General features: G+C 70.8%; 15 protein-coding genes. 5 read left to right on the top strand and 10 right to left on the bottom strand.

The window, feature by feature from the left end; all coding sequences use genetic code 11:
• Positions 1-393 precede the first annotated feature (393 nt).
• On the top strand, positions 394-2,175 hold the full coding sequence (locus tag FJ251_05820; protein MBM4117249.1) for a hypothetical protein: 1,782 nt from the start codon (positions 394-396) through the stop codon (positions 2,173-2,175).
• A 21-nt stretch (positions 2,176-2,196) separates the two neighbouring features.
• Here the strand turns inward: FJ251_05820 and FJ251_05825 are convergent, their stop codons facing one another.
• From FJ251_05825 to FJ251_05860, 8 genes are all read right to left on the bottom strand, one after another.
• Positions 2,197-3,399 carry a polysulfide reductase gene (locus tag FJ251_05825; protein ID MBM4117250.1) on the bottom strand — a complete coding sequence of 401 codons (1,203 nt, stop codon included), beginning with the start codon at positions 3,397-3,399 and terminating at the stop codon, positions 2,197-2,199.
• 22 nt (positions 3,400-3,421) lie between these two features.
• A complete protein-coding gene (locus FJ251_05830) occupies positions 3,422-4,339 on the bottom strand; it encodes a 4Fe-4S dicluster domain-containing protein (GenBank protein MBM4117251.1) in 918 nt (305 codons plus the stop codon).
• Positions 4,339-4,911, bottom strand: coding sequence for a hypothetical protein (locus tag FJ251_05835; protein MBM4117252.1), 573 nt, complete (start codon positions 4,909-4,911; stop codon positions 4,339-4,341). The genes FJ251_05830 and FJ251_05835 overlap by 1 nt, the downstream gene beginning before the upstream one ends.
• A gap of 210 nt (positions 4,912-5,121) precedes the next feature.
• Positions 5,122-6,519 carry a class II fumarate hydratase gene (locus FJ251_05840; protein MBM4117253.1) on the bottom strand — a complete coding sequence of 466 codons (1,398 nt, stop codon included), beginning with the start codon at positions 6,517-6,519 and terminating at the stop codon, positions 5,122-5,124.
• 170 nt (positions 6,520-6,689) lie between these two features.
• Entirely contained in the window at positions 6,690-7,802 is a 1,113-nt protein-coding gene (gene corA / locus FJ251_05845) for a magnesium/cobalt transporter CorA (GenBank protein ID MBM4117254.1), read from the bottom strand.
• 75 nt (positions 7,803-7,877) lie between these two features.
• Complete coding sequence (locus tag FJ251_05850) at positions 7,878-9,125, bottom strand: hypothetical protein (GenBank protein MBM4117255.1); 1,248 nt, start codon at positions 9,123-9,125, stop codon at positions 7,878-7,880.
• A gap of 20 nt (positions 9,126-9,145) precedes the next feature.
• Entirely contained in the window at positions 9,146-9,706 is a 561-nt protein-coding gene (locus FJ251_05855; protein ID MBM4117256.1) for a hypothetical protein, read from the bottom strand.
• Positions 9,703-10,575: a sigma-70 family RNA polymerase sigma factor gene (locus tag FJ251_05860; GenBank protein ID MBM4117257.1), complete on the bottom strand. Its 873-nt coding sequence runs from the start codon at positions 10,573-10,575 to the stop codon at positions 9,703-9,705. Before FJ251_05860 ends, FJ251_05855 begins: the two co-directional genes overlap by 4 nt.
• Here FJ251_05860 and FJ251_05865 point away from each other — a divergent pair.
• Entirely contained in the window at positions 10,559-11,242 is a 684-nt protein-coding gene (locus FJ251_05865; GenBank protein MBM4117258.1) for a hypothetical protein, read from the top strand. The two genes, FJ251_05860 and FJ251_05865, sit on opposite strands and share 17 nt — an antisense overlap.
• Before the next feature lie 11 nt (positions 11,243-11,253).
• Positions 11,254-13,179 (top strand): acetoacetate--CoA ligase, encoded by a 1,926-nt coding sequence (locus tag FJ251_05870; GenBank protein MBM4117259.1) that lies wholly within the window; start codon positions 11,254-11,256, stop codon positions 13,177-13,179.
• 89 nt (positions 13,180-13,268) lie between these two features.
• Here the strand turns inward: FJ251_05870 and FJ251_05875 are convergent, their stop codons facing one another.
• Positions 13,269-14,963, bottom strand: a complete 1,695-nt coding sequence (locus FJ251_05875; protein ID MBM4117260.1) for a hypothetical protein — start codon at positions 14,961-14,963, stop codon at positions 13,269-13,271.
• The gene (locus tag FJ251_05880; protein ID MBM4117261.1) at positions 14,960-16,894 is read right to left on the bottom strand and encodes a type II secretion system protein GspE; all 1,935 of its coding nucleotides are present in this window, start codon (positions 16,892-16,894) and stop codon (positions 14,960-14,962) included. Before FJ251_05880 ends, FJ251_05875 begins: the two co-directional genes overlap by 4 nt.
• A 212-nt stretch (positions 16,895-17,106) precedes the next feature.
• On the opposite strand from FJ251_05880, the gene FJ251_05885 reads away from it, so the two are divergent.
• Complete coding sequence (locus tag FJ251_05885) at positions 17,107-17,652, top strand: DUF4920 domain-containing protein (GenBank protein ID MBM4117262.1); 546 nt, start codon at positions 17,107-17,109, stop codon at positions 17,650-17,652.
• A gap of 10 nt (positions 17,653-17,662) precedes the next feature.
• Entirely contained in the window at positions 17,663-18,232 is a 570-nt protein-coding gene (locus tag FJ251_05890) for a hypothetical protein (protein MBM4117263.1), read from the top strand.
• The last annotated feature ends 29 nt before the right edge of the window (positions 18,233-18,261 follow it).

Raw genomic sequence — 18,261 nt, forward strand, 5'->3', positions numbered from 1 at the left:
CACCCTGCTCGGCTACTACTTCGGCGGCCTGCCGGTGGTGAAGGAGAACTTCTCGATCGCCGTGCTGGCGATCATCGGCCTCTCGCTGCTGCCGATGGTCATCGAGACCTGGAAGGCCCGCCGCCACGCCCGGCGGGCGCCCGCGCGCTAGGCCGTCGGGCGCCCGCGCGCTAGGCCGTCGGGCGCCAGAAACGGCGCTCGCGCCGGCGGCACTGCGAAGCCCGCCTCACCGGCCCCGGCGCTCCGAATCGGCTTGCCCCATCCAACGATCTGTGAAAGACTCGGATATCGCGCCGATTTGCAGTCGCAACTCCTTGAATGCGGCTGGGTTGCGATAAAATGCGAGTTCAGGTGGGCCTCGCAGTCGAAGAGGTCCCTTCTCCGGGAGGCCGCATGAACCCCAACGGGAGCTCGGACAGCGATCGACTCGCTGCCCTCAGCAGCGCCGTTGAGCGACTCGAGCAGCGCGTCGCCCAACTGGAGGCGGCCGTGGCCGGCAGGGGCGCCATTGGGGCGGCCCGCAAGGAGGACTCCGGCCTGAGCTCGGCGACGGGGGGGAGGGCCGCAGAGGGGCGGGGTGGGCCCACGCTGACGCCCGCCGATCTCGGGCGCGCCTTCCTCGTCATGGCCGGCGCCTTCATGCTCCGCTCGCTGACCGATGCGCGACTGCTGCCGCTGACCGGGGGCATCGTCTTCGGTCTTGCCTACGCGCTCCTCTGGGTGCTGCTCAGCGACCGCGCCGCGGCGGGGGGCAAGACAGTCCGCGCCCAACTCTATGGCGTCACGGCTGCCCTCATCGCGTTTCCGATCCTCTGGGAAGCGCCCACGCGCTTCAGTGCCCTGCCGGCGCCCTTCGCCGTCCTCCTCGCTGGAGTGATGGCCGGGGTCGCTCTGGTCGTCGCGTGGCGTCGCAACCTTCAGCTGGTGGCGTGGGTGTTCGTTGCGGGCGCCCTGCTTGCCGGCATCGCCCTCGTCTTCGCGACACGCACCGTCGAACCCACCGTCGCCCTGCTCCTGCTCCTGGGGCTTGCGAGCGTCTGGCTCGGCTACGGTAAGAAGTGGCGGGGCTTGCGCTGGCTGACAGCCGCCACGGCTGATTTCATGGTGCTATTCATGGTGTCCATCGCCGCCAGCCCCGCCGGCGTCCCCGAGCGCTACGCCGGCTTCTCGATCGCGCGCGCTCAGGCGCTCCCCGGCGGGCTGCTGATCGTCTACCTCGGCAGCTTCGCGCTCCGCACGCTCTGGCGACAGCGCGATGTCATTCCCTTCGAGGTCGTCCAGTCGGCTGCCGCCCTGGCCATCGGCTTCGGAGGCGCCGTGCGGATCGCCCAGGCCGTGGGCTCGGGCAGTGGCGCACTCGGCATCGTCACGCTCATCGCCGCCGCCGCCTGCTACATCGTCGCGTTCTCCTTCGTGGACCGCCGCCTCGGGCGCGGTCGCAACTTCATCTTCTACACCACCCTCGCGTTCGTGCTCATCGTCACGGGCAGCCGCCTCCTCGCACAGGGTGCGATCCTCGCCTTCATCTGGTGCGCGCTGGCGCTGACGACCGCCTATCTCGGCGGCCGCTACGACCGCATCACCCTGCGCGTGCACAGCGCGCTCTTCACCCTTGCCGCCGCCTGGTACGGCGGACTCCTCCGCCTCGGATTCGACGCCTTCATGGCCCCCGCGGGGCGCGTTACTTCGCGACCGGGCGCGGCGCTGCTCGCCGTCCTGCTGGGGACGGTCCTCACCTACGCCACGCTCGTCATCGCCCAAGGGCGTCGGAACACGCGGGACCGGGCTCGGGTGCCGCGGGTCTTCGTGCTGCTGGCGATCGTCATCTGCCTGGCTGGGCTGGCGACCAGCCTGCTGGTACACACCGCGCGCGGCTGGGGCTTGCAGAACCTGGCGGCGGCCACGGTTGCGGCGCGCGTCCTCGTGCTCTCAGCCGCTGCCGTGGCACTAGCCGGCGTCGGGCGTGGCATCGTGTTTCGCGAAATGCGGTGGTTGGTCTACCCCGTGCTGGTGCTGGGCGGACTCGCCCTCCTGCTCGGCCTGAAGCAGGGCAACGCGACCACGCTGTTCCTCGGCTGTGCCTGCTACGGGGGCGCCCTCATCGCCGCCCCGTGGCTGCTGCGCCGGCGCGAGGGTCTTGCCGGCAGCGGCGCCGACGCGGTCGCCGATGCCTGAGTCGACCGGGAGTCGAAGCGCTCAGTCCTTGGCGTAGAAGCGCAGCGCGCCGGTGTAGACGGGCATCGCGAACTTGAGCAGCAGCGTGTAGATCAGCGCCCCCAGCGCCCAGATTCCGACAGTGACGCCCTTCTCCACCCAGCTCGGCGAGTAGTCGTAGATCTCACCCAGGGTGCTCGGCACGAAGCCGGGAATCACCAGGCCCATTCCCTTCTCGATGTAGACGCCGATGATGACCAGCACACAGGCCAGGTTGAGCGTGAGGAAGTTCTGTCGCGAACGCGGGTTGAGGAAGATCAGGAACGCGCAGAGGTTGAAGAGAAAGGCGGTCCACATCCAGGGCACGAGCGGGCTGTGCCCGTGCAGGCCGAAGTAGAGGTACTGCATCGGCGCCAGGTGAACGCTGCCCGAGTAGAACTCCTTGAAGAACTCCGCGGCGAAGAGGAAGAGGTTGATGCCCATCGCGTAGGCGATGAGTTCGGCGATCTTGAACAAGGCCTTGTTGTCGATGTCGATCCGCGAAACGCGGCGCACGATCTGGAAGATCAGGATCATCACCGCCGGGCCCGAGCAGAAGGCGGAAGCGAGGAAACGTGGGGCCAGGATCGAGGCGTTCCAGAAGGGCCGCGAGGAAAGGCCGTTGTAGAGGAAGGCCGTGACGGTGTGGATACTCACCGCCCAGGGGATGGACAGGATGATCAGCGGCTTGATGATGCTCAGGCTGTAGTCTCGGCTGTGCGCCATCTTGTAGAGCGCGTAGAAGGAGATGAAGAGATTGATCAGCAGGTAGCCACTGAGCGCGAGAATGTCCCAGGCGAGCAGCGACGAGGGGAAGTTCATGGTGCCGATCACAGGCAGGAGATGGGCGAGTCGGTCGACATGGCCCATGTCGACGATGACGAAGAGCATGCACATCACCATGGCCGCCACGGCCAGCAGCTCGCCGAAGAGCACGATTTCCTTGATCGGCTTGAAGTTGTAGATGTAGGCCGGCACGACGAGGAGCACGGCCGCCGCGGCAACGCCCACCAGGAACGTGAAGTTCGAGATGTAGAAGCCCCAGGAGACGGGATCGCGCATCGCCGTAACGATCAACCCCGCCTCGAGCTGGCGCAAGTAGGCGATGATGCCCAGGGCGATCAAGGCCAGCAGCAGGCCGAGCCACGCGTAGTAGAAGCGATTGCCCTGCAGCACCATGCGCAGGGCCGCCAGGAAATTGCGCATCACAGCCTCCGCGGCGCTCGGCTCAGGTGGCGAAGAAGTAGAAGAACTTCGGGTTCGTGTTCAGGTCTTCCTTGAGCCGGAACACGCGCTTGTTGTCGATGCAGTAGCGGATCTCGCTCGCGGGATCGAGCAGGTTGCCGAACTTCCGCGCGCCGACCGGACAGATCTCGACACAGGCCGGATAACGGCCCGGGTTCTCGCGAACACGCTGGATGCAGAAGCTGCACTTCTCGACGACCCCCTTCGGGCGCGGCCGATTGCCGAGATAGTGCGTGTCCGGATTGAGCTCGGCCGCGGGCAGGCCGGGTTCGCCCCAGTTGAATCGGCGCGCGCCGTAGGGGCAGGCCGCCATGCAGAACCGGCAGCCGATGCACCAATCGTAGTCGATGACGACGATGCCATCGGGCTCCCGCCAGGTCGCCTTCGTCGGACAGGCCTTCTCGCAGGGCGAATCCTCGCAGTGCTGACACTGCACGGGCATGTAGAAGTAGCCGTCCTCGGGCACCGCTTCGGCATGGTAGTAGGCGTCGGCCCGCTCGAGGTCGTTCACCCACTTCTCGCCCTTGGCGAAGCGCAGCACCGTGATCCAGTGCAGCTGCGGGTCCCGCGACTGGTTGTTCTCCTGCACGCAGCCGTAGACGCAACGCCGGCAGCCGACGCAGCGCGAAAGATCGAGACCGTAGCCGTACTTGACCCCCGGCAGGGGGCCGGTGACCTTGACCGCGAGCTGGTAGCCGTGTTCCTCGGCATAGCGGCGCTCCAGGCGCTCGAGCATCGCGCCCACCTCGTCGCGGTTCATCTCGCGGAAGCTCTTGCGGAAGAACGCTTCCCAGATGGAGGCATCGGCGCTGCCGGCGGGGATCGCCAGGCTGCCCAGGCCGGCCAGCTTGAGGAAACTGCGGCGGCTGATCGTATCGTGGGGATCGCGTGTCGTCGACATCACTCGCTCCCGTGCTGGCCGTGGGCAGGAGGCGGGGCGCTGGGCTCCCCTTCGCTGGCGGTGTCGATGGCCCAGGGGCGCCGCGGTTCCGGCTCCGGGGCGATCGGCGCGAAGCGGGGTCGATGGGGATCGTGGCAGTGCACGCACAAGCGGTATTCCTTGCGTCCGTTCCACATGCCCGTCCGCTTCCCGTGGACCCCGGCCCTCCAGTCGCGGAAGTTCGTGCCGTGGCACTGGCCGCAGAGCTTGTAGGATTCGCCGAAGTCGATCAGCTCTCCGTTGGCCAGCCGCAGCTTGTCCCGATCGGAGGGATTGTGGCAGTCCAGGCACCAGCGCTGCGCTTCGGCGTGGTGGAAGCGCTCCACGATCTCCTCGTGCATCCCCAGCACGCGCGGCGTGGGATCGGGCTCGAGGTCCGCGTGGCAGTCCGAACAGGGGAAGATGCCATCCGAGAGCGGCGGCGGCGGAACGGGATACTCCTCGGCCTGCGCGACGGGGAGGGTCACGCGGGCGGCGCCGCCGAGGGCGAGTTGCAGGAGCAGGGGAATCGCCACGGCGCGCGCCGTTTTCATCGGCCACCTCCTGACAGGGGCTCCAGTCGGCAGGCGAGTCCCTCGTCGACCGAGCCGGCAGGGCCGCTAGCAGACTAGAGCCTCTGGATTCCGATTTCCAGTATTTTTGGTATTTTTGCCCGTTTTCTTGGTTTTCCAGAACGGCGAGGCTTGCCGCCAGGACGCCATCCTTCACAGTGGGCAATTCGACCGCAATCGTCCCAGTCCAGACTACCCGGGGCGTGGGACCATCGTTTCGGGACGGAGTCTCCGGTCCAGTTCCGCCGCGTCCATGAGGCCGAGGGCAAGAACAGCCTCCCGCAGGCTCGTGCCTTCGGCGTGAGCCTTGCGCGCTGCGGCAGCCGCCCGGTCGTAGCCGACGATGGGGACCAGCGCGGTGACCAGCATCAGGGAGCGCTCGAGGTGAAGTGCGATCGCGGTCCCGTCGGGTTCGATGCCGGCCACGCAGCGCGCGGCGAAACTGGCCGCGGCGTCTGCGAGCAGCGTCGTCGACTCGAGCAGGCAGTGGGCGAGCAGGGGCTTGGCGGCATTCATCTCCAGGTGGCCGGCGAGGCCGCCGATCGCCACGGCGGCGTCATTGCCGATGGCTCGCGCGCAGACCATGGCCAGGGCCTCGGCCTGGGTCGGGTTCACCTTGCCCGGCATGATCGAGCTGCCGGGCTCGTTGGCCGGCAGGACCAGCTCGCCGAGCCCAGCGCGCGGCCCCGAGCCGAGCAGGCGGATGTCGCCGGCGATCTTCATGAGGGTCACGGCGAGGTCGCGCTGGGCGCCGCTCGCGGCGATGACCGCGTCGTGGGCGCCCTGCGCGGCAAAGAGGTTCGCGGCGCGGACGAGGGGCAGGGCCGTCGCCTGCGCGAGCCGCGCGATCGCGCGCTCAGCAAAGCCGGGCGGGGCGCCCAGGCCCGTGCCCACGGCCGTGCCGCCCAGGGCCAGCGCGTGGAGTTCGGGCAAGGTGGCCGCCACGCGCGCGCGCGCCGCCCCCACCTGAGCGGCCCAGCCCGAGAACTCCTGCCCCAGCGTGAGGGGCACGGCGTCCATGAGGTGCGTGCGACCGATCTTGATCACATCCGCGAAGGCCGCCGCGCGCTCCGCCAGCACGGCCTCGAGCTGCGCGAGGGCCGGCAGCAGGCGGCCCGCGATCTCCCCCGCCGCGGCCAGGTGCAGTGCCGTCGGGATGACGTCGTTGCTCGACTGGCTGCGGTTGACGTGGTCGTTCGGGTGCACGGGCCGCTTGCCGCCGCGCCCGGCGCCGGCCAGCTCGTTGGCGCGGCCGGCGATCACCTCATTGGCGTTCATGTTGAGCTGGGTGCCGCTGCCCGATTGCCAGAGCGGAGCGACAAACTCCGCGTCGAGCCTGCCTGCCGCCACTTCGCGCGCCGCGGTCTCGATCAGCGCCGCCAGGTCGGCCGGCAGCGCGCCCAGCTCGGCATTGGTCGCCGCCGCGGCGGCCTTGATCTCGCCGAGGGCGGCGATCATTGCCCGCGGCCAGCGCGCCAGGCCGATCGGGAAGTTGGCTACTGCCCGCGCGGACTGGGCGCCGTAGTAGGCGGCGGTCGGCACGGCGATCTCGCCCAGGCTGTCCACCTCGATGCGGGATTCGGCGACCATGCGCCACCTCCGGCTTCGGAATCGGGATGAAGATGTCCGTCGACAGGAAGCGCAAGCCTCGCGCGCGCAGATCGGCAAGAGCAGCTCCGCCCTCTCGGCGTACATCATCGGTGAGGGGCGGCCCCGGCTCAAGCGCGGATTCCGCGGGGAGGCCGCGGTCCGGATTGGCCTCAGCGCCGGCGCCGCACCTCGCCGCCGGCGAACCAGCCCTTGCGCCAGAAGTAAACGAGCATGCCGATCGCCACCGCCGCCATCAGGGCCAGCGCGAACAGGTAGCCCAGGCGCCAGCTTAGCTCCGGCAGGTTCCAGGGCGAGCGGGTGTCGAAGTTCATCCCGTAGACGCCGGCGATGAAGCTGAGCGGCATGAAGAGCGTGGCGATGATGGTGAGCACCTTCATCACCTCGTTCAGCCGGTGGCTGACGCTCGAGAGGTAAAGGTCCATCAGGCTCGCCGCCATGTCGCGGTAGCTCTCGACCAGTTCCATGAGCTGCACGGCGTGGTCGTGGCAGTCGCGCAGGTAGAGCCGCGTGGCGGGGGCGATGCGGGGAATGTCGTCGCGGTGCAGCGCGGCCAGCAGCTCGCGCAGGGGCCAGACGAAGCGGCGCAGGTTGAGCAGCTCGCGCTTGAGGTGGTGCAGGCGCGGCACCAGTTCCTGGCGCGGGCGCAGCAGGATCGCCTCCTCGAGGTCCTCCAGGACCTCGCCATAGCTCTCGAGCAGCGGGAAGTAGGCATCGACGATGGCGTCGATCAGCGAGTAGGCGAGGTGGTCGGCGCCGCCCTCGACGAGGGCGGGCCGCCCCTCGCGGATGCGCTGGCGCAGCGGGCCGAAGACATCGCCCTCCTTCTCGCCGAAGGTGATCACGAAGCCCGGGCCGAGGAAGAGGCTGACCTGCTCGCTGTCCAGGGGCAGCGTCGCGGCCGGCATGCGGGTGATGATGAAGACCTGCTCGCCGTAGACCTCCGCCTTCGGCCGCTGCGGCAGGTTGACGACGTCGGCGAGGGCCAGGGGGTGCAGGCCGAAGAGGGCCCCCACGGCCTCGAGCACGGCGCTGTCGCCGAGCCCCTCGACGTCCACCCAGAGCACGCCGGGGCCGCCCGCCAGCTCGCGCAGGGTCGCCAGGTCGCAGTCGCGGCTCTCCGCGAGCGGGAGCCCCGGCCCGTAGCGCAGGTAGGCGAGGCGCGGCGGCTGAGCGCCCGTGCGCGGCGCGAGGGTGCCCGGGGAGGCGCCCGGCGGCGTGCTGCGCCGAGCGTACTGCTGCCAGTTCCAGGCGCGGACCTGCATGGTTCCTCCTCGCCGGTGGGGCAACCCGGCGTGGAGGATAGGCGGCGCGCGCACGGGCTGTCGAGGACTTCTCGCCTAGTCGGCCAGCTCGATGCTCTCGACTTCCCGCCAGGGCAGGTAGATGGGATCCGCCTCGCCGCGGTCGAAGACGAGCAGGCCGTCGTTGTCGGCGGTGACGTCCTGGCTGCCCTCCAGGCGCAGGGTCTCGCCGCCGCGCAGGACGAGCCGGCTCTCGTCGCGCCCCGGCTCGATCCGCCTGATCAGCGCGAAGGGCAGGTTGTACTCGAGGTCGCGCCAGTCGCCGTTGAGCAGCTCCCAGCTCGCCGCCTCGTCGAGGTCGTAGACCAGCCGCCCGCTGCGGGTCTTGCCGTCGCGGGTGACGACGGTGCCGCTCAGCGGCTTCGCGCGGCCGTAGTCGCCGTAGGCGCGGCCGCTCGTCGGGCTCTCGCTGAACTCGAGGCGGTCGAACTCGCGCCAGGCGACGACGACGCGCCCATAGCGCGGGTCCTCGACCATGATGCCGCGGTTCTCGGCGTTGACGTCGTTGGTGCCCCGCAGGACGTACTCCCGGCCATCCTTCAGGGTGACCAGGCAGCCCTGGCTGCTGCGCCGCTCGATGCGGGCGATGCTGCCCATCGCCAGGGCGATGTCGCCGTCCTCGGTCTCGCCATCCAGGCGGTCGCTCGTCAAGCACTCCTCCTGATCCCACTGGATGAAGCCCGTGAACTCGCCCTGCGGCGTGACCAGCCGGCCGTGGAGGCGCTGGGCGCCGGGCTCGGCGCCGCGCGGGGCGGCCGCGAAGCGGATCGTGTCGATCTTGTCCCAGTCCAGCTCGATGTCGCCGAGCGCAGCGTCGCGCACGAGGATCGTCGCGCCGACGTCGTTCGCGTAGCCCTCGACGTCGATGCGCTCGCCGCCCTTCATCGTCAGGCGGGCGGCGTTCGATCCCGTCACGGCGATGCTCTCGATGTCGCCGAAGCGCGCCATGAAGACGCGCGAGCCCGGGCCGGCCCAGCCGTCGGACTCCACGTTCACCTTGAAGCCGAAGATCTTGATGTTCGTGTGCTTCTTCGGCCGGCCGCCCTCGCGGTCCTTCTCCGACACCGACTCCAGGTAGGGCAGGTCCTGCTTGGCGGACTGGAAGAGGTCGTCCCAGAAGGCCTCCTCGTCCGTGTTCCAGCGCAGGAAGCCCGTGTACTCGCGCCCGGCGTCGCTGCGGATGCTGCCGTGGAGGAAGCCCTCGTTGGACTGCCCGGCGGCGAGGGCCGCCGCCGGCACGATGAGCGCGAAGAGGGCGCAGGCGCTCGCGAGTCGGCTGTGCATGGGGTGCTCCTTTCGTCGTGCTAGTAGATGGCGCGCGCGCCGCCTGCGGACTCCTCGCCCGCGACGGGCTCGCTCGTCAGCTCGAAATCGCCGCCGGTCGCCTCGCGGCCGCCAGCCGGCGGCGCGAGCTGGGCGAGGACGGCCGCCAGCTCGCGGTGGTAGCGGGGATCGGCGCGCAGGAGGCGCAGGGTGAGGGCCAGGAACTCGCGGTCGTCGAGGGCGTCCCGGTCGCTGCCGAGGGCGACGGCGAAGCTCTCGGTCCCCGCGGGCAGCGCGAGCCGCGGGCCGGCGCCGAGGCGGGCGCCCAGCGCCGCGCCCAGCGCCAGTGCGGCGACGAGGGCCGCGGCCGGAAGCCAGTGCCGAGCGCTCGCGACGCGCCGCCAGTGCGCGGGCGCCGCCAGCGGCAGGGCAGCGGGCGCCAGCAGGTCCAGGCGCGCCTGCAGGGCGCTGGCCTCCTGGTAGAAGCGCCGGCAGTCGGGGCAGTCGAGCAGGTGATCCAGGGCCGCCCGCTGCTCGGCCGCCGCGGCCTCGCCGTCGAGGAGCGCCGAGATGAGCACTTCCATCCGCTCGCAGCGCGTCATGCCCTTGCCTCCTTCTCGACCCCGCCGGCCGGGGCCGCCGGGGCGTGCGCGCCGAGCTCCGCGATCAGTCGCCGGCGCGCGCGGTGGACGTTGATCTTCACCTTGCTCAAGCTCCAGCCGGTGCGGCCGGCGATCTCCGCATAGGGCCGCCGCTCCAGAGGGCCCAGCGTGAAGGCGAGGCGCTGTTCCGGCGGCAGCCCGGCCAGTGCCGCCGCCAGGGCCCGGGCCAGCTCGCGGCCGTGAGCGACTGCCGCGGGACCCGCGTCCCCGCCCGCAGCGCCGGTGCCAGCGACCAGTTCCAGGCTCTGCCCCTCGGCGAGGTCGCTCTCCACCTGCACGAGGCGCCGGCGGCTCAGGTGATTGACGAGCAGGTTGTGCGCCGTCGTGAAGAGGTAGCCGCGCAGGGCGCCCGGATCGCGGAGACGGCCCTCGGCCGCCATCGCGCGCAGGAAGGTCTCCTGGGTGAGGTCCTCGGCCTCCTCGGGCCGCGGCAGGCGGCGGGTGAGGTAGGCGCGGATCTCCTCGCCGTGGCGGCGGTAGGCCTGGCTCCAGCTACCGGTCACGCGGCTCCTCGGGGGAAAGGGGGCGGCGCCGGATCCCGCCCGGCGCGGGGAGTATGACCGATTCGCGCGCGGAAGGTTACAGCCGCCGGGCGGCGTTTTCGGCTGGCGCGGCGGCCGCCGAGCGCCTACCCTGGCCCGATCCGGCAGGGAGGTCGCCATGGGCAGGCTGAGGGTGAGCCGCCAGAGAATCATCGACGCCGTGAGCGCGACCCTGGCCGCCGACCCCGAGGTGCTGGCCGCCTGGCTGGGCGGCAGCGACGCGACGGGCCGCACGGACGAGTACTCGGACGTGGACCTGCAGGCCATCGTGCCGGACGCGCACGTGGAGGCCGTCTTCGTCGCCGTCCGGCAGGCACTGGAGACCCTCTCGCCGATCGCGCGCTCCTACCGCCTGCCCGAGCCGGCCTGGCACGGCCTCTCGCAGGAGTTCTTCCAGCTCGCGGAGGCCGACCCCAATCATCTCGTGGACTTCGCCGTGATCCCGGCCAGCAAGCTGGCCAGCGCGCGCCTCCTCGAGCGCGAGCGGCACGGGGAGGCGCTGGTGCTCTTCGACCGCGGCGGCCATCTGGCGCCGCCACCCCTCGACTGGGAAGAGCACCTCGCCAAGGCTGCCGCGCGCCTGGCGACGATGCGCAGCACGGTGCCGCTCTTCGCGCCCATGGTGGAGAAGGCGGTGCGGCGAGGGCACCTCGCCGAGGCGGCGGCCTTCTACCAGGCGCTCGTCCTCAAGCCCCTCGTCGAGCTGCTGCGCCTGCGCCACTGCCCCGAGCGCTACGACTACGGCTGGCGCTACCTCGATCGCGACATCCCGCCCGCCGACCGTGCGCTCATCGAGCGGCTCGCCTTTCCGGCCGATCCGCCGGCTCTGCTGCGCGGCGTCGAGGAGGCGACCCAGCGCTTCGTGGCCGAGTACGCGGCCCTCGACGCCGGCGAGTGGCGCCTGCCCAGCGCCGCCGAGCGCGCGGCGCGCTAGCGGGGACGCGCATGGCCACCCCCCTCTGGACGCCGCCCGCCGCCCGCGCCGACGCCTCGCAGATGATGGCCTTCCTGCGTGCGCAGGGTCACGCGGACTACGCCGCACTCTACCGCTGGTCGATCGCCGAGTCCGGCGCCTTCTGGCGCGCCCTCTGGGACTTCTGCGGCGTGCGCGGCGAGCCGGGCGCGCGAGTTCTCGTGGACGGCCGGCGCCTGCCCGGCGCGCAGTGGTTCCCGGACGCGCAGCTCAGCTTCGCCGAGAACCTGCTCTGGCGGCGCGACGCGGCGCCGGCGATCATCTTCAGGCGCGAGGACGGCCTCCGCCGCGAACTCAGCTACGCTGAACTCCACGCCCAGGTCGGCCGCCTGCAGCGCGCCTTCCGCGCGGCGGGGCTGGGCGAAGGCGACCGCGTCGCCGCCTTCGTGCCCAACCTACCCGAGACGATCGTCGCCGCGCTCGCCGTGGCCTCGCTCGGCGCCATCTGGTCCTCGGCCTCGCCGGACTTCGGCGTCGAGGGCGTCGTCGACCGCTTCGGCCAGATCGCGCCGAAATTCCTCATCGTGGCGGACGGGCACCTGTACAAGGGCGTCGTGCACAGCTCGGAGGCGAAGCTGCGCGCGGTGCTGGCCGGATTGCCGAGCGTGGAGAAGACCCTGGTCATCCGCGACACGGGCGGCACGGAGCCGGCAGCCATTCCCGGCGCCGAGGACTTCGCGGCCTTCCTCGCGAGCGCGCCCGCGGGCGAGCCCGAGTTCCCGCGCTTCCCCTTTGCGCAGCCGCTGGTCATCCTCTACTCCTCGGGCACGACGGGCCGGCCCAAGTGCATCACGCACGGTGCGGGCGGCACGCTGCTCCAGCACCTCAAGGAGCACCGCCTCCACACGGACCTGCGGGCGGGCGAGCGTCTCTTCTACTTCACGACGACGGGCTGGATGATGTGGAACTGGCTGGTCACGGGCCTCGCGACGGGGGCCACGCTGGTGCTCTACGACGGCAGCCCCTTCCACCCGCGGCTGGAGGCGCTCTGGGACCTGGCCGCCGAGGAGGGGCTCCACCACTTCGGCACGAGCGCCAAGTACATCGACGCCTGCAAGAAGGCCGGCCTCGCGCCGCGGCGCACGCACGATCTCTCGGCGCTGCACACGCTGCTCTCGACGGGCTCGCCGCTCGCGCCCGAGTCCTTCGATTGGGTCTACCAGGAGGTGAAGGCCGATCTCCTCCTCGCGAGCATCGCCGGCGGCACGGACATCGTCTCCTGCTTCATGCTGGGCAACCCGCTGCTGCCGGTCTGGCGCGGGGAGATCCAGTGCCGCGGCCTCGGCATGCGGGTCGAGGTCTGGGACGATGAGGGCCGTCCGCTGGTCGGCGCGCCGGGCGAGCTGGTCTGCACGGCGCCCGCGCCCTCGATGCCGATCGGCTTCTGGGGCGACGCGGACGGCAGCCGCTACCGCGCCGCCTACTTCGAGCACTTCCCGGGCGTCTGGCGGCACGGCGACCGCGTGGAGTTGACGGAGCGCGGCGGCATCGTCATCTACGGCAGGAGCGATGCCACGCTGAACCCGGGCGGCATCCGGATCGGCACGGCCGAGATCTACCGGCAGGTGGAGCAGGTGCCCGAAGTTGAGGAGGCGATCGTCGTCGGCCAGGATGTGGAGAGCGATCAGCGCGTGGTGCTCTTCGTGCGCCTTGGCACCGGGCTCACGCTCGACGAGGCGCTCAAGCAGCGCATCCGCCAGCGGATCCGCGAGCACACGACGCCGCGCCACGTGCCGGCCGTGATCGCGCAGGTGGCCGACATCCCGCGCACGCGAAGCGGCAAGATCTCCGAGCTGGCCGTGCGCGAGGTGATCCACGGGCGCCCCGTGAAGAACACCGAGGCGCTCGCGAACCCCGAGGCCCTCGACCTCTACCGCGATCGCCCCGAGCTCGCCTGAAACGAGCCCGGGCTGGCGCGATCGTCCCGAGCTCGCCTGAAACGAGCCCGGGCCGGCGCGATCGCCCCGAGCTCGCCTGAGGCGGCCGTCTAGCGGCGACCGCCCGTGGGCTCCGGATTCGGCTCCTCCTGCCGGCGATTGGCCAGCTCCGTGAAGCGCGTGCGGCCGAAGGTCTCCTGCAGGACGACATCCGCCAGGGCCAGCTCCCGGCGTGCGGCGAGCACGCGCCTGCGCAGCTCCTCCGGCAGGCCGGCCGCGGCCAGCAGATCGGGGAAGAGCTCGCGCACGGACTGGATGCGCGGCAGCACCTCGGGCGCGACCTCTGCCGGCGCGAGCTGGAGCTGCCCGGTGAGGATGCCCCGGTGGCGGCCGCCCGCGGCCGCCACCTGCATGCCGCCAGGACCGATCGCCAGCTCGCGCAGCTCCTTCGCGTGATCGCTGCCCGCGTGCTTGCGCACGCTGATGAAGCGGCAGAGCCGTCCCTCGTTCTCGGCGAGTGAGAACTGCAGGATGCCGTCGGTGAACTCGCCGATTTCGCGGGCAGCGTCCATGAGGTCGCCTGCCAGTCCCTGCGCGCGGTGCAGCAAGAGCGCCGTCGCACCGACGTCGGCGAGCAGGGCCCGCAGCACCTGCACACCGTCGGCCGCGCTGCGCTCCCAGCCGGGCAGCGCAAAGAGGTCGTCCAGGGACTCGAGCACGAAGCGCTGCGGCGGATCGGCGTGCAGTCCCGCGTCGAGAGCGCCGAGCAGCTTCTCCATGCTCAGGCCGCTGCGCGTGGAGGTATCCACGCACAGGCGACCTTCGCTGATCGACCCCTCCCAGGCGAAGCCCAGGCTGGCCGCCTCGCGCAGCAGGTCCTCGGGCCGGCGGCCAAAGACCACCATGCGGCAGCACTCGCCACGGCGCAGGCCCTCGTCGATGAAGTGGTAGGCGAGCACGGTCTTGCCTGTGCCCTGATAGCCGGCGGCCAGGTTGAAGGAACCCTCCCAGAAGCCGCCACCCAGCATGGCGTCCAGCCCCTCGACGCCGAAGGGAACGCGCTGGCGGCGCGCGATCGGCGGCGCCGCGTTGCGCCGCACGTCCTCGGGGCGCAGGCGCGGGTAGACGACCACGCCCTCCTCGCCCAGCTCGAAGGGGTGCAGGCCCGACACGTGCGCCTGCCCGCGCGTCTTGCGCACCTCGATGAAGCGCTCGTTGTCGCCCCCATGGCCGGAGCGCGCGTTGTAGACGCGCAGGCTCGCATCGACGAGGTATTCCTCGAAGGCGATCGTCGCATCGTCCATGCGCTCGAGCTCCTTGACGAGCAGCGCCGTGATCCCGTTGAGCTTCAGGAAGTTGAGGATCTCGGCCAGGGTCTCGCGCAGGTCGGTCTCCGCGTGCGCCACACGCTTGAAGTGCGTGATGCTGTCGATGACCAGGCGCCGCACGCCGAGCTCCCGCACGATGTTCTCGACGAGGTCGCTCTTGCCCGTGAAGCCCTGCAGGATGCGCTCGGGCGGCGTCCAGACCACGCGCAGCCTGCCCTGCTTCTCGAGCGCGGCCAGGTCCATGCCGAAGGCGAGCGCCTCTTCGTAGATCTGCCGCGGAAACTCCTCGAAGGTGAGGATGAGCCCCGGCTCGCCGAACTGCATGGCGCCTTCGTAGAGCGTGCGCAGGGCGACGGTCGTCTTGCCGCTGCCGGGCGGGCCCTCGACGAGCAGGCTGTTGCCGCGCACGAGGCCGCCGCCGAGCAAGTGATCGAGACCGGGGATGCCGGTGGGCATCAGGTCCTTGCCGAGGTTCATCGCAGCGCACCTCCGCAGAAGCTGCAGCTCTCCCACTCCGGACGGACCGGCGCCAGGCAGTGCCGGCAGTAGACCCGCTCCCACTCGCGCTCGAGGTGGTGGCCGCAGGCCGGGCAGCTCTCCCAGGTCGGCTCGACCGGTCGCCCGCAGCCGTGGCAGGTCTCCTTGAGGGTCGTCTGGCAGTAGGGACAGACGCTGAAGTCCAGGTTCACCACGCGCTGGCAGTTCGGGCAGAGCTGATCGCGCGGCGCCTCGGAGAGGACGACGCGCTGGATCTCGGCGATCGTGGTGTCGCCGGCCAAGACGGCGCGCTTCGCGTAGTCGGCCATCAGGATCATGCCGGCGCGCTTGGCCGCGTAGCGGATCGCGTAGGACGAAGCGCGATCGAGGATCAAGCGGTGGATGTCCTCCTCCACCTTGAAGTACTCGTAGATCCCCATGCGGCCCTTGTAGCCGCTGCCGGCGCAGTGCGCGCAGCCACCGCCGCGCACGAGAGTGGCATTGTCGGGATAACCCAGCAGCGCGAGCTCCGTGTCGTTGGGCGTGTACTGCTCGCTGCACTGCGGGCAGACCTTGCGCACGAGTCGCTGGGCGAGCACGCCCCGCAGGGTCGCTGCGATCAGGTGCGGCGCCGTGCCCATGTCGAGCAGGCGCGTGATCACCTGGCAGGCGTCGTTCGTGTGGATGGTGCTCAGCACCTTGTGCCCGGTCAGCGCGGCGCGGCAGGCGATCTCGACCGTCTCCAGGTCGCGCATCTCACCGACGAGGATCACGTCCGGGTCCTGCCGGAGCAGCGAGCGCAGGCCGGCGGCGAAGCTGAGGCCGGCCTCCTCGTTCACCTGCGTCTGCGTAAGCCCCGGCAGCGAGTACTCGATCGGGTCCTCGAGCGTGGCGATGTTCAGCGCCTCGCGGTCCAGCGACTGCAGCGCGGCGTAGAGCGTGGTCGTCTTGCCGCTGCCCGTGGGCCCGGAGACCAGGTAGAAGCCCATCGGGTTGTCGAGGAACTCGCGGAAGGACTCCATGATCGGCGGCGGTAGGCGCAGCATGGCCAAGTCGAGCAGCTCGGGCTTCTTCTCGAGCAGGCGCAGGACGACCTTCTCGCCGTACTGCGCGGGCAGCACGCTCATGCGCAGGTCGAAGGCGCGATCCCCGTCGCGGGTGCTGAAGCGCCCGTCCTGCGGCAGGCGGTGCTCGGCGATGTCCAGGCTGGCCAGGATCTTCAGGCGCGAGACGACGCCCGGACCCTGCTCGCGCGGCAGGCGCGCGACCGTGTGCAGGATGCCGTCCAGGCGCAGGCGCAGCGCGAGCGCGTCCTCGGTCTGCTCGACGTGGATGTCCGTGGCACCGCGGCGAGCGGCCGCGCTGAGGAGGACGTCCACCAGCTCCGTCGGCGGCTTGCCCTCGAGCCCGGCGATGGGCTCGACGGCCGCGCGCGGCGCGGGCGCGCTGGGCGGCGCGGCTGGCTGCCGGCCGGTTTCGGCGAGCGCCCTCGCCTGGCTCGCGTACCACTCGCGGCGGCGCTGGGCCAGCTCGCCGCGCAGGGTCACGAGCGGCAGCACTTCGCGGCCGGCCGCGCGGGACGCCGCCTCCCGGGCGGCCTTGTCGTCGGGATCGGCGAAGGCGACGCGCAGGGCGCCCCCCTGGCTGTCCACGGGCAGACAGTCGTGACGCTCGGCAAGCGCCTGCGGCAGGAGCTGCAGCGCCGCGGGATCGGGGCAGCTCGCCGGCAGCTCGACCGAGGGGCAGAAGTACTGGTTCTCAAGGATCTCTAAGAGCTGGCGCCGGCTGAAGACGCCCTCGGCGAGCAGCGTCTCCTCGACGCTCTTGCCCGAGCCCTGAGCGCGCGCCTCGAGGGCGTGGAGTTCACCCTCGCCGAGCAGGCGGCGCTGGGCGATCACGTTGGCTAGGCGGTCCTCGTGCAGGCTGAGCATGGGCCTCCCTTCCCCGGACGGCGAAATGGGCGCCGCCCCCGGCCGGAAGCCGGCGCACCGGCCAGGAGATCGGCTGTTCGAGCGCGCCGGTTGAGGAAAAAGAGGTCCATTTCGGGAACCCCAAGCCCTTGCGTGGGTTCAGGATCCCCTTCACCTTGTTGCGGATAGCTGCTAGACTACTGCCTCAACCACAGCCCGAAGGAGACGCGCCCATGCGCAAGGGAATCGTTCTGGCCGCCTGCCTCGCCCTGCTCGTCCCCGCCCTCAGCCTCGCCGGCGAGACCGTCTACGGCAAGGGCGTCAGCTCCCGCGAGACGACGCTGCCGGTGAGCGAGCTGATCGCCCACCCGGATGCGCACGTCGGGCAGACCGTGCGCGTGCAGGGCCTGGTCGTGGGCGTCTGCGAGCACCGCGGCTGCTGGATCAACATCGCCTCGGAGAAGGAAGGCGAGACCGTGCGGGTCAAGGTGGAAGATGGCGTCATCGTCTTCCCGGCGAACATCCTGGGCTCCACCGTGATCGCCGAGGGCGTCTGGACCGCCAACAAGCTGGACCTCGAGACGACCAAGAAGTACTGCGGCGCCCAGGCCGAGAAGAAGGGCGAGGCGTTCAACCCCGAGCACGTCACCGAGTGCATGACGCTCTACCAGCTCACGGGCACGGGCGCCGTGGCGCTGGAGACTGCCGTCGCGCCGAAACCCGCCGAGGGCGAGAAGCGCACGCTCGAGGGCGCCGACAGGCCGCAGCACAAGGGCTAGTCTCGGCTCGATGGGGCGTTTTCGAAAGGTCTGCCTCTGGCTCCACCGCGAGCTGGGCTTCCTCGCGGTGGGGCTCACCCTCGTCTATGCGATCAGCGGCCTCGCGCTGAACCACGTCCACCACTGGGACGCGAACTACTCGCGCACGCGGGTCGTCGAGCGGATGGCGGCGCCGGGCACGGGCGAGACCGCGCTCATCGAGCCGCTCGTGCTCGCCCACCTGCGCGGCCGCGACCCCGAGCTGGCCGTGAAGAGCACCTGGCGCTCGGGCGAGAACTTCCTGACCGTCTTCCTCGACGGCGGCAGCAAGATCGACGTCAACCTCACGACTGGCGAGTACCAGCGCGAGGCCGTGGCCAAGCGGCCCTGGCTCTTCCAGATGAACTTCATGGGGCTGAACACCGGCAAGCGCGTCTGGACGGGCGTCGCCGACGTCTACGCCGGCGTCGTCATCGTGCTCGCCGTGACGGGGATCTTCCTCGTGCGGGGCCGCAAGGGCCTCATCGGCCGCGGCGGCGTGCTGATGCTGATCGGCATCCTGCTGCCGGTGGTCTACGCGCTGGTAGCGGCGGGCAACTAGGCCTCAGGCGGAGCAGACTCAACGTAGCT

The organism is bacterium, from assembly GCA_016873475.1.
Lineage (GTDB): Bacteria > Krumholzibacteriota > Krumholzibacteriia > JACNKJ01 > JACNKJ01 > VGXI01.

Excerpts from the sequence above, each read along its gene's own strand:
- FJ251_05820 (MBM4117249.1), top strand. The coding sequence starts at position 394 with ATGAACCCCAACGGGAGCTCGGACAGCGATCGACTCGCTGCCCTCAGC.
- FJ251_05825 (MBM4117250.1), bottom strand. The coding sequence starts at position 3,399 with ATGCGCAATTTCCTGGCGGCCCTGCGCATGGTGCTGCAGGGCAATCGC.
- FJ251_05830 (MBM4117251.1), bottom strand. The coding sequence starts at position 4,339 with ATGTCGACGACACGCGATCCCCACGATACGATCAGCCGCCGCAGTTTC.
- FJ251_05835 (MBM4117252.1), bottom strand. The coding sequence starts at position 4,911 with ATGAAAACGGCGCGCGCCGTGGCGATTCCCCTGCTCCTGCAACTCGCC.
- FJ251_05840 (MBM4117253.1), bottom strand. The coding sequence starts at position 6,519 with ATGGTCGCCGAATCCCGCATCGAGGTGGACAGCCTGGGCGAGATCGCC.
- corA (MBM4117254.1), bottom strand. The coding sequence starts at position 7,802 with ATGCAGGTCCGCGCCTGGAACTGGCAGCAGTACGCTCGGCGCAGCACG.
- FJ251_05850 (MBM4117255.1), bottom strand. The coding sequence starts at position 9,125 with ATGCACAGCCGACTCGCGAGCGCCTGCGCCCTCTTCGCGCTCATCGTG.
- FJ251_05855 (MBM4117256.1), bottom strand. The coding sequence starts at position 9,706 with ATGACGCGCTGCGAGCGGATGGAAGTGCTCATCTCGGCGCTCCTCGAC.
- FJ251_05860 (MBM4117257.1), bottom strand. The coding sequence starts at position 10,575 with ATGGCCTGCAGGTCCACGTCCGAGTACTCGTCCGTGCGGCCCGTCGCG.
- FJ251_05870 (MBM4117259.1), top strand. The coding sequence starts at position 11,254 with ATGGCCACCCCCCTCTGGACGCCGCCCGCCGCCCGCGCCGACGCCTCG.
- FJ251_05875 (MBM4117260.1), bottom strand. The coding sequence starts at position 14,963 with ATGAACCTCGGCAAGGACCTGATGCCCACCGGCATCCCCGGTCTCGAT.
- FJ251_05880 (MBM4117261.1), bottom strand. The coding sequence starts at position 16,894 with ATGCTCAGCCTGCACGAGGACCGCCTAGCCAACGTGATCGCCCAGCGC.
- FJ251_05885 (MBM4117262.1), top strand. The coding sequence starts at position 17,107 with ATGCGCAAGGGAATCGTTCTGGCCGCCTGCCTCGCCCTGCTCGTCCCC.
- FJ251_05890 (MBM4117263.1), top strand. The coding sequence starts at position 17,663 with ATGGGGCGTTTTCGAAAGGTCTGCCTCTGGCTCCACCGCGAGCTGGGC.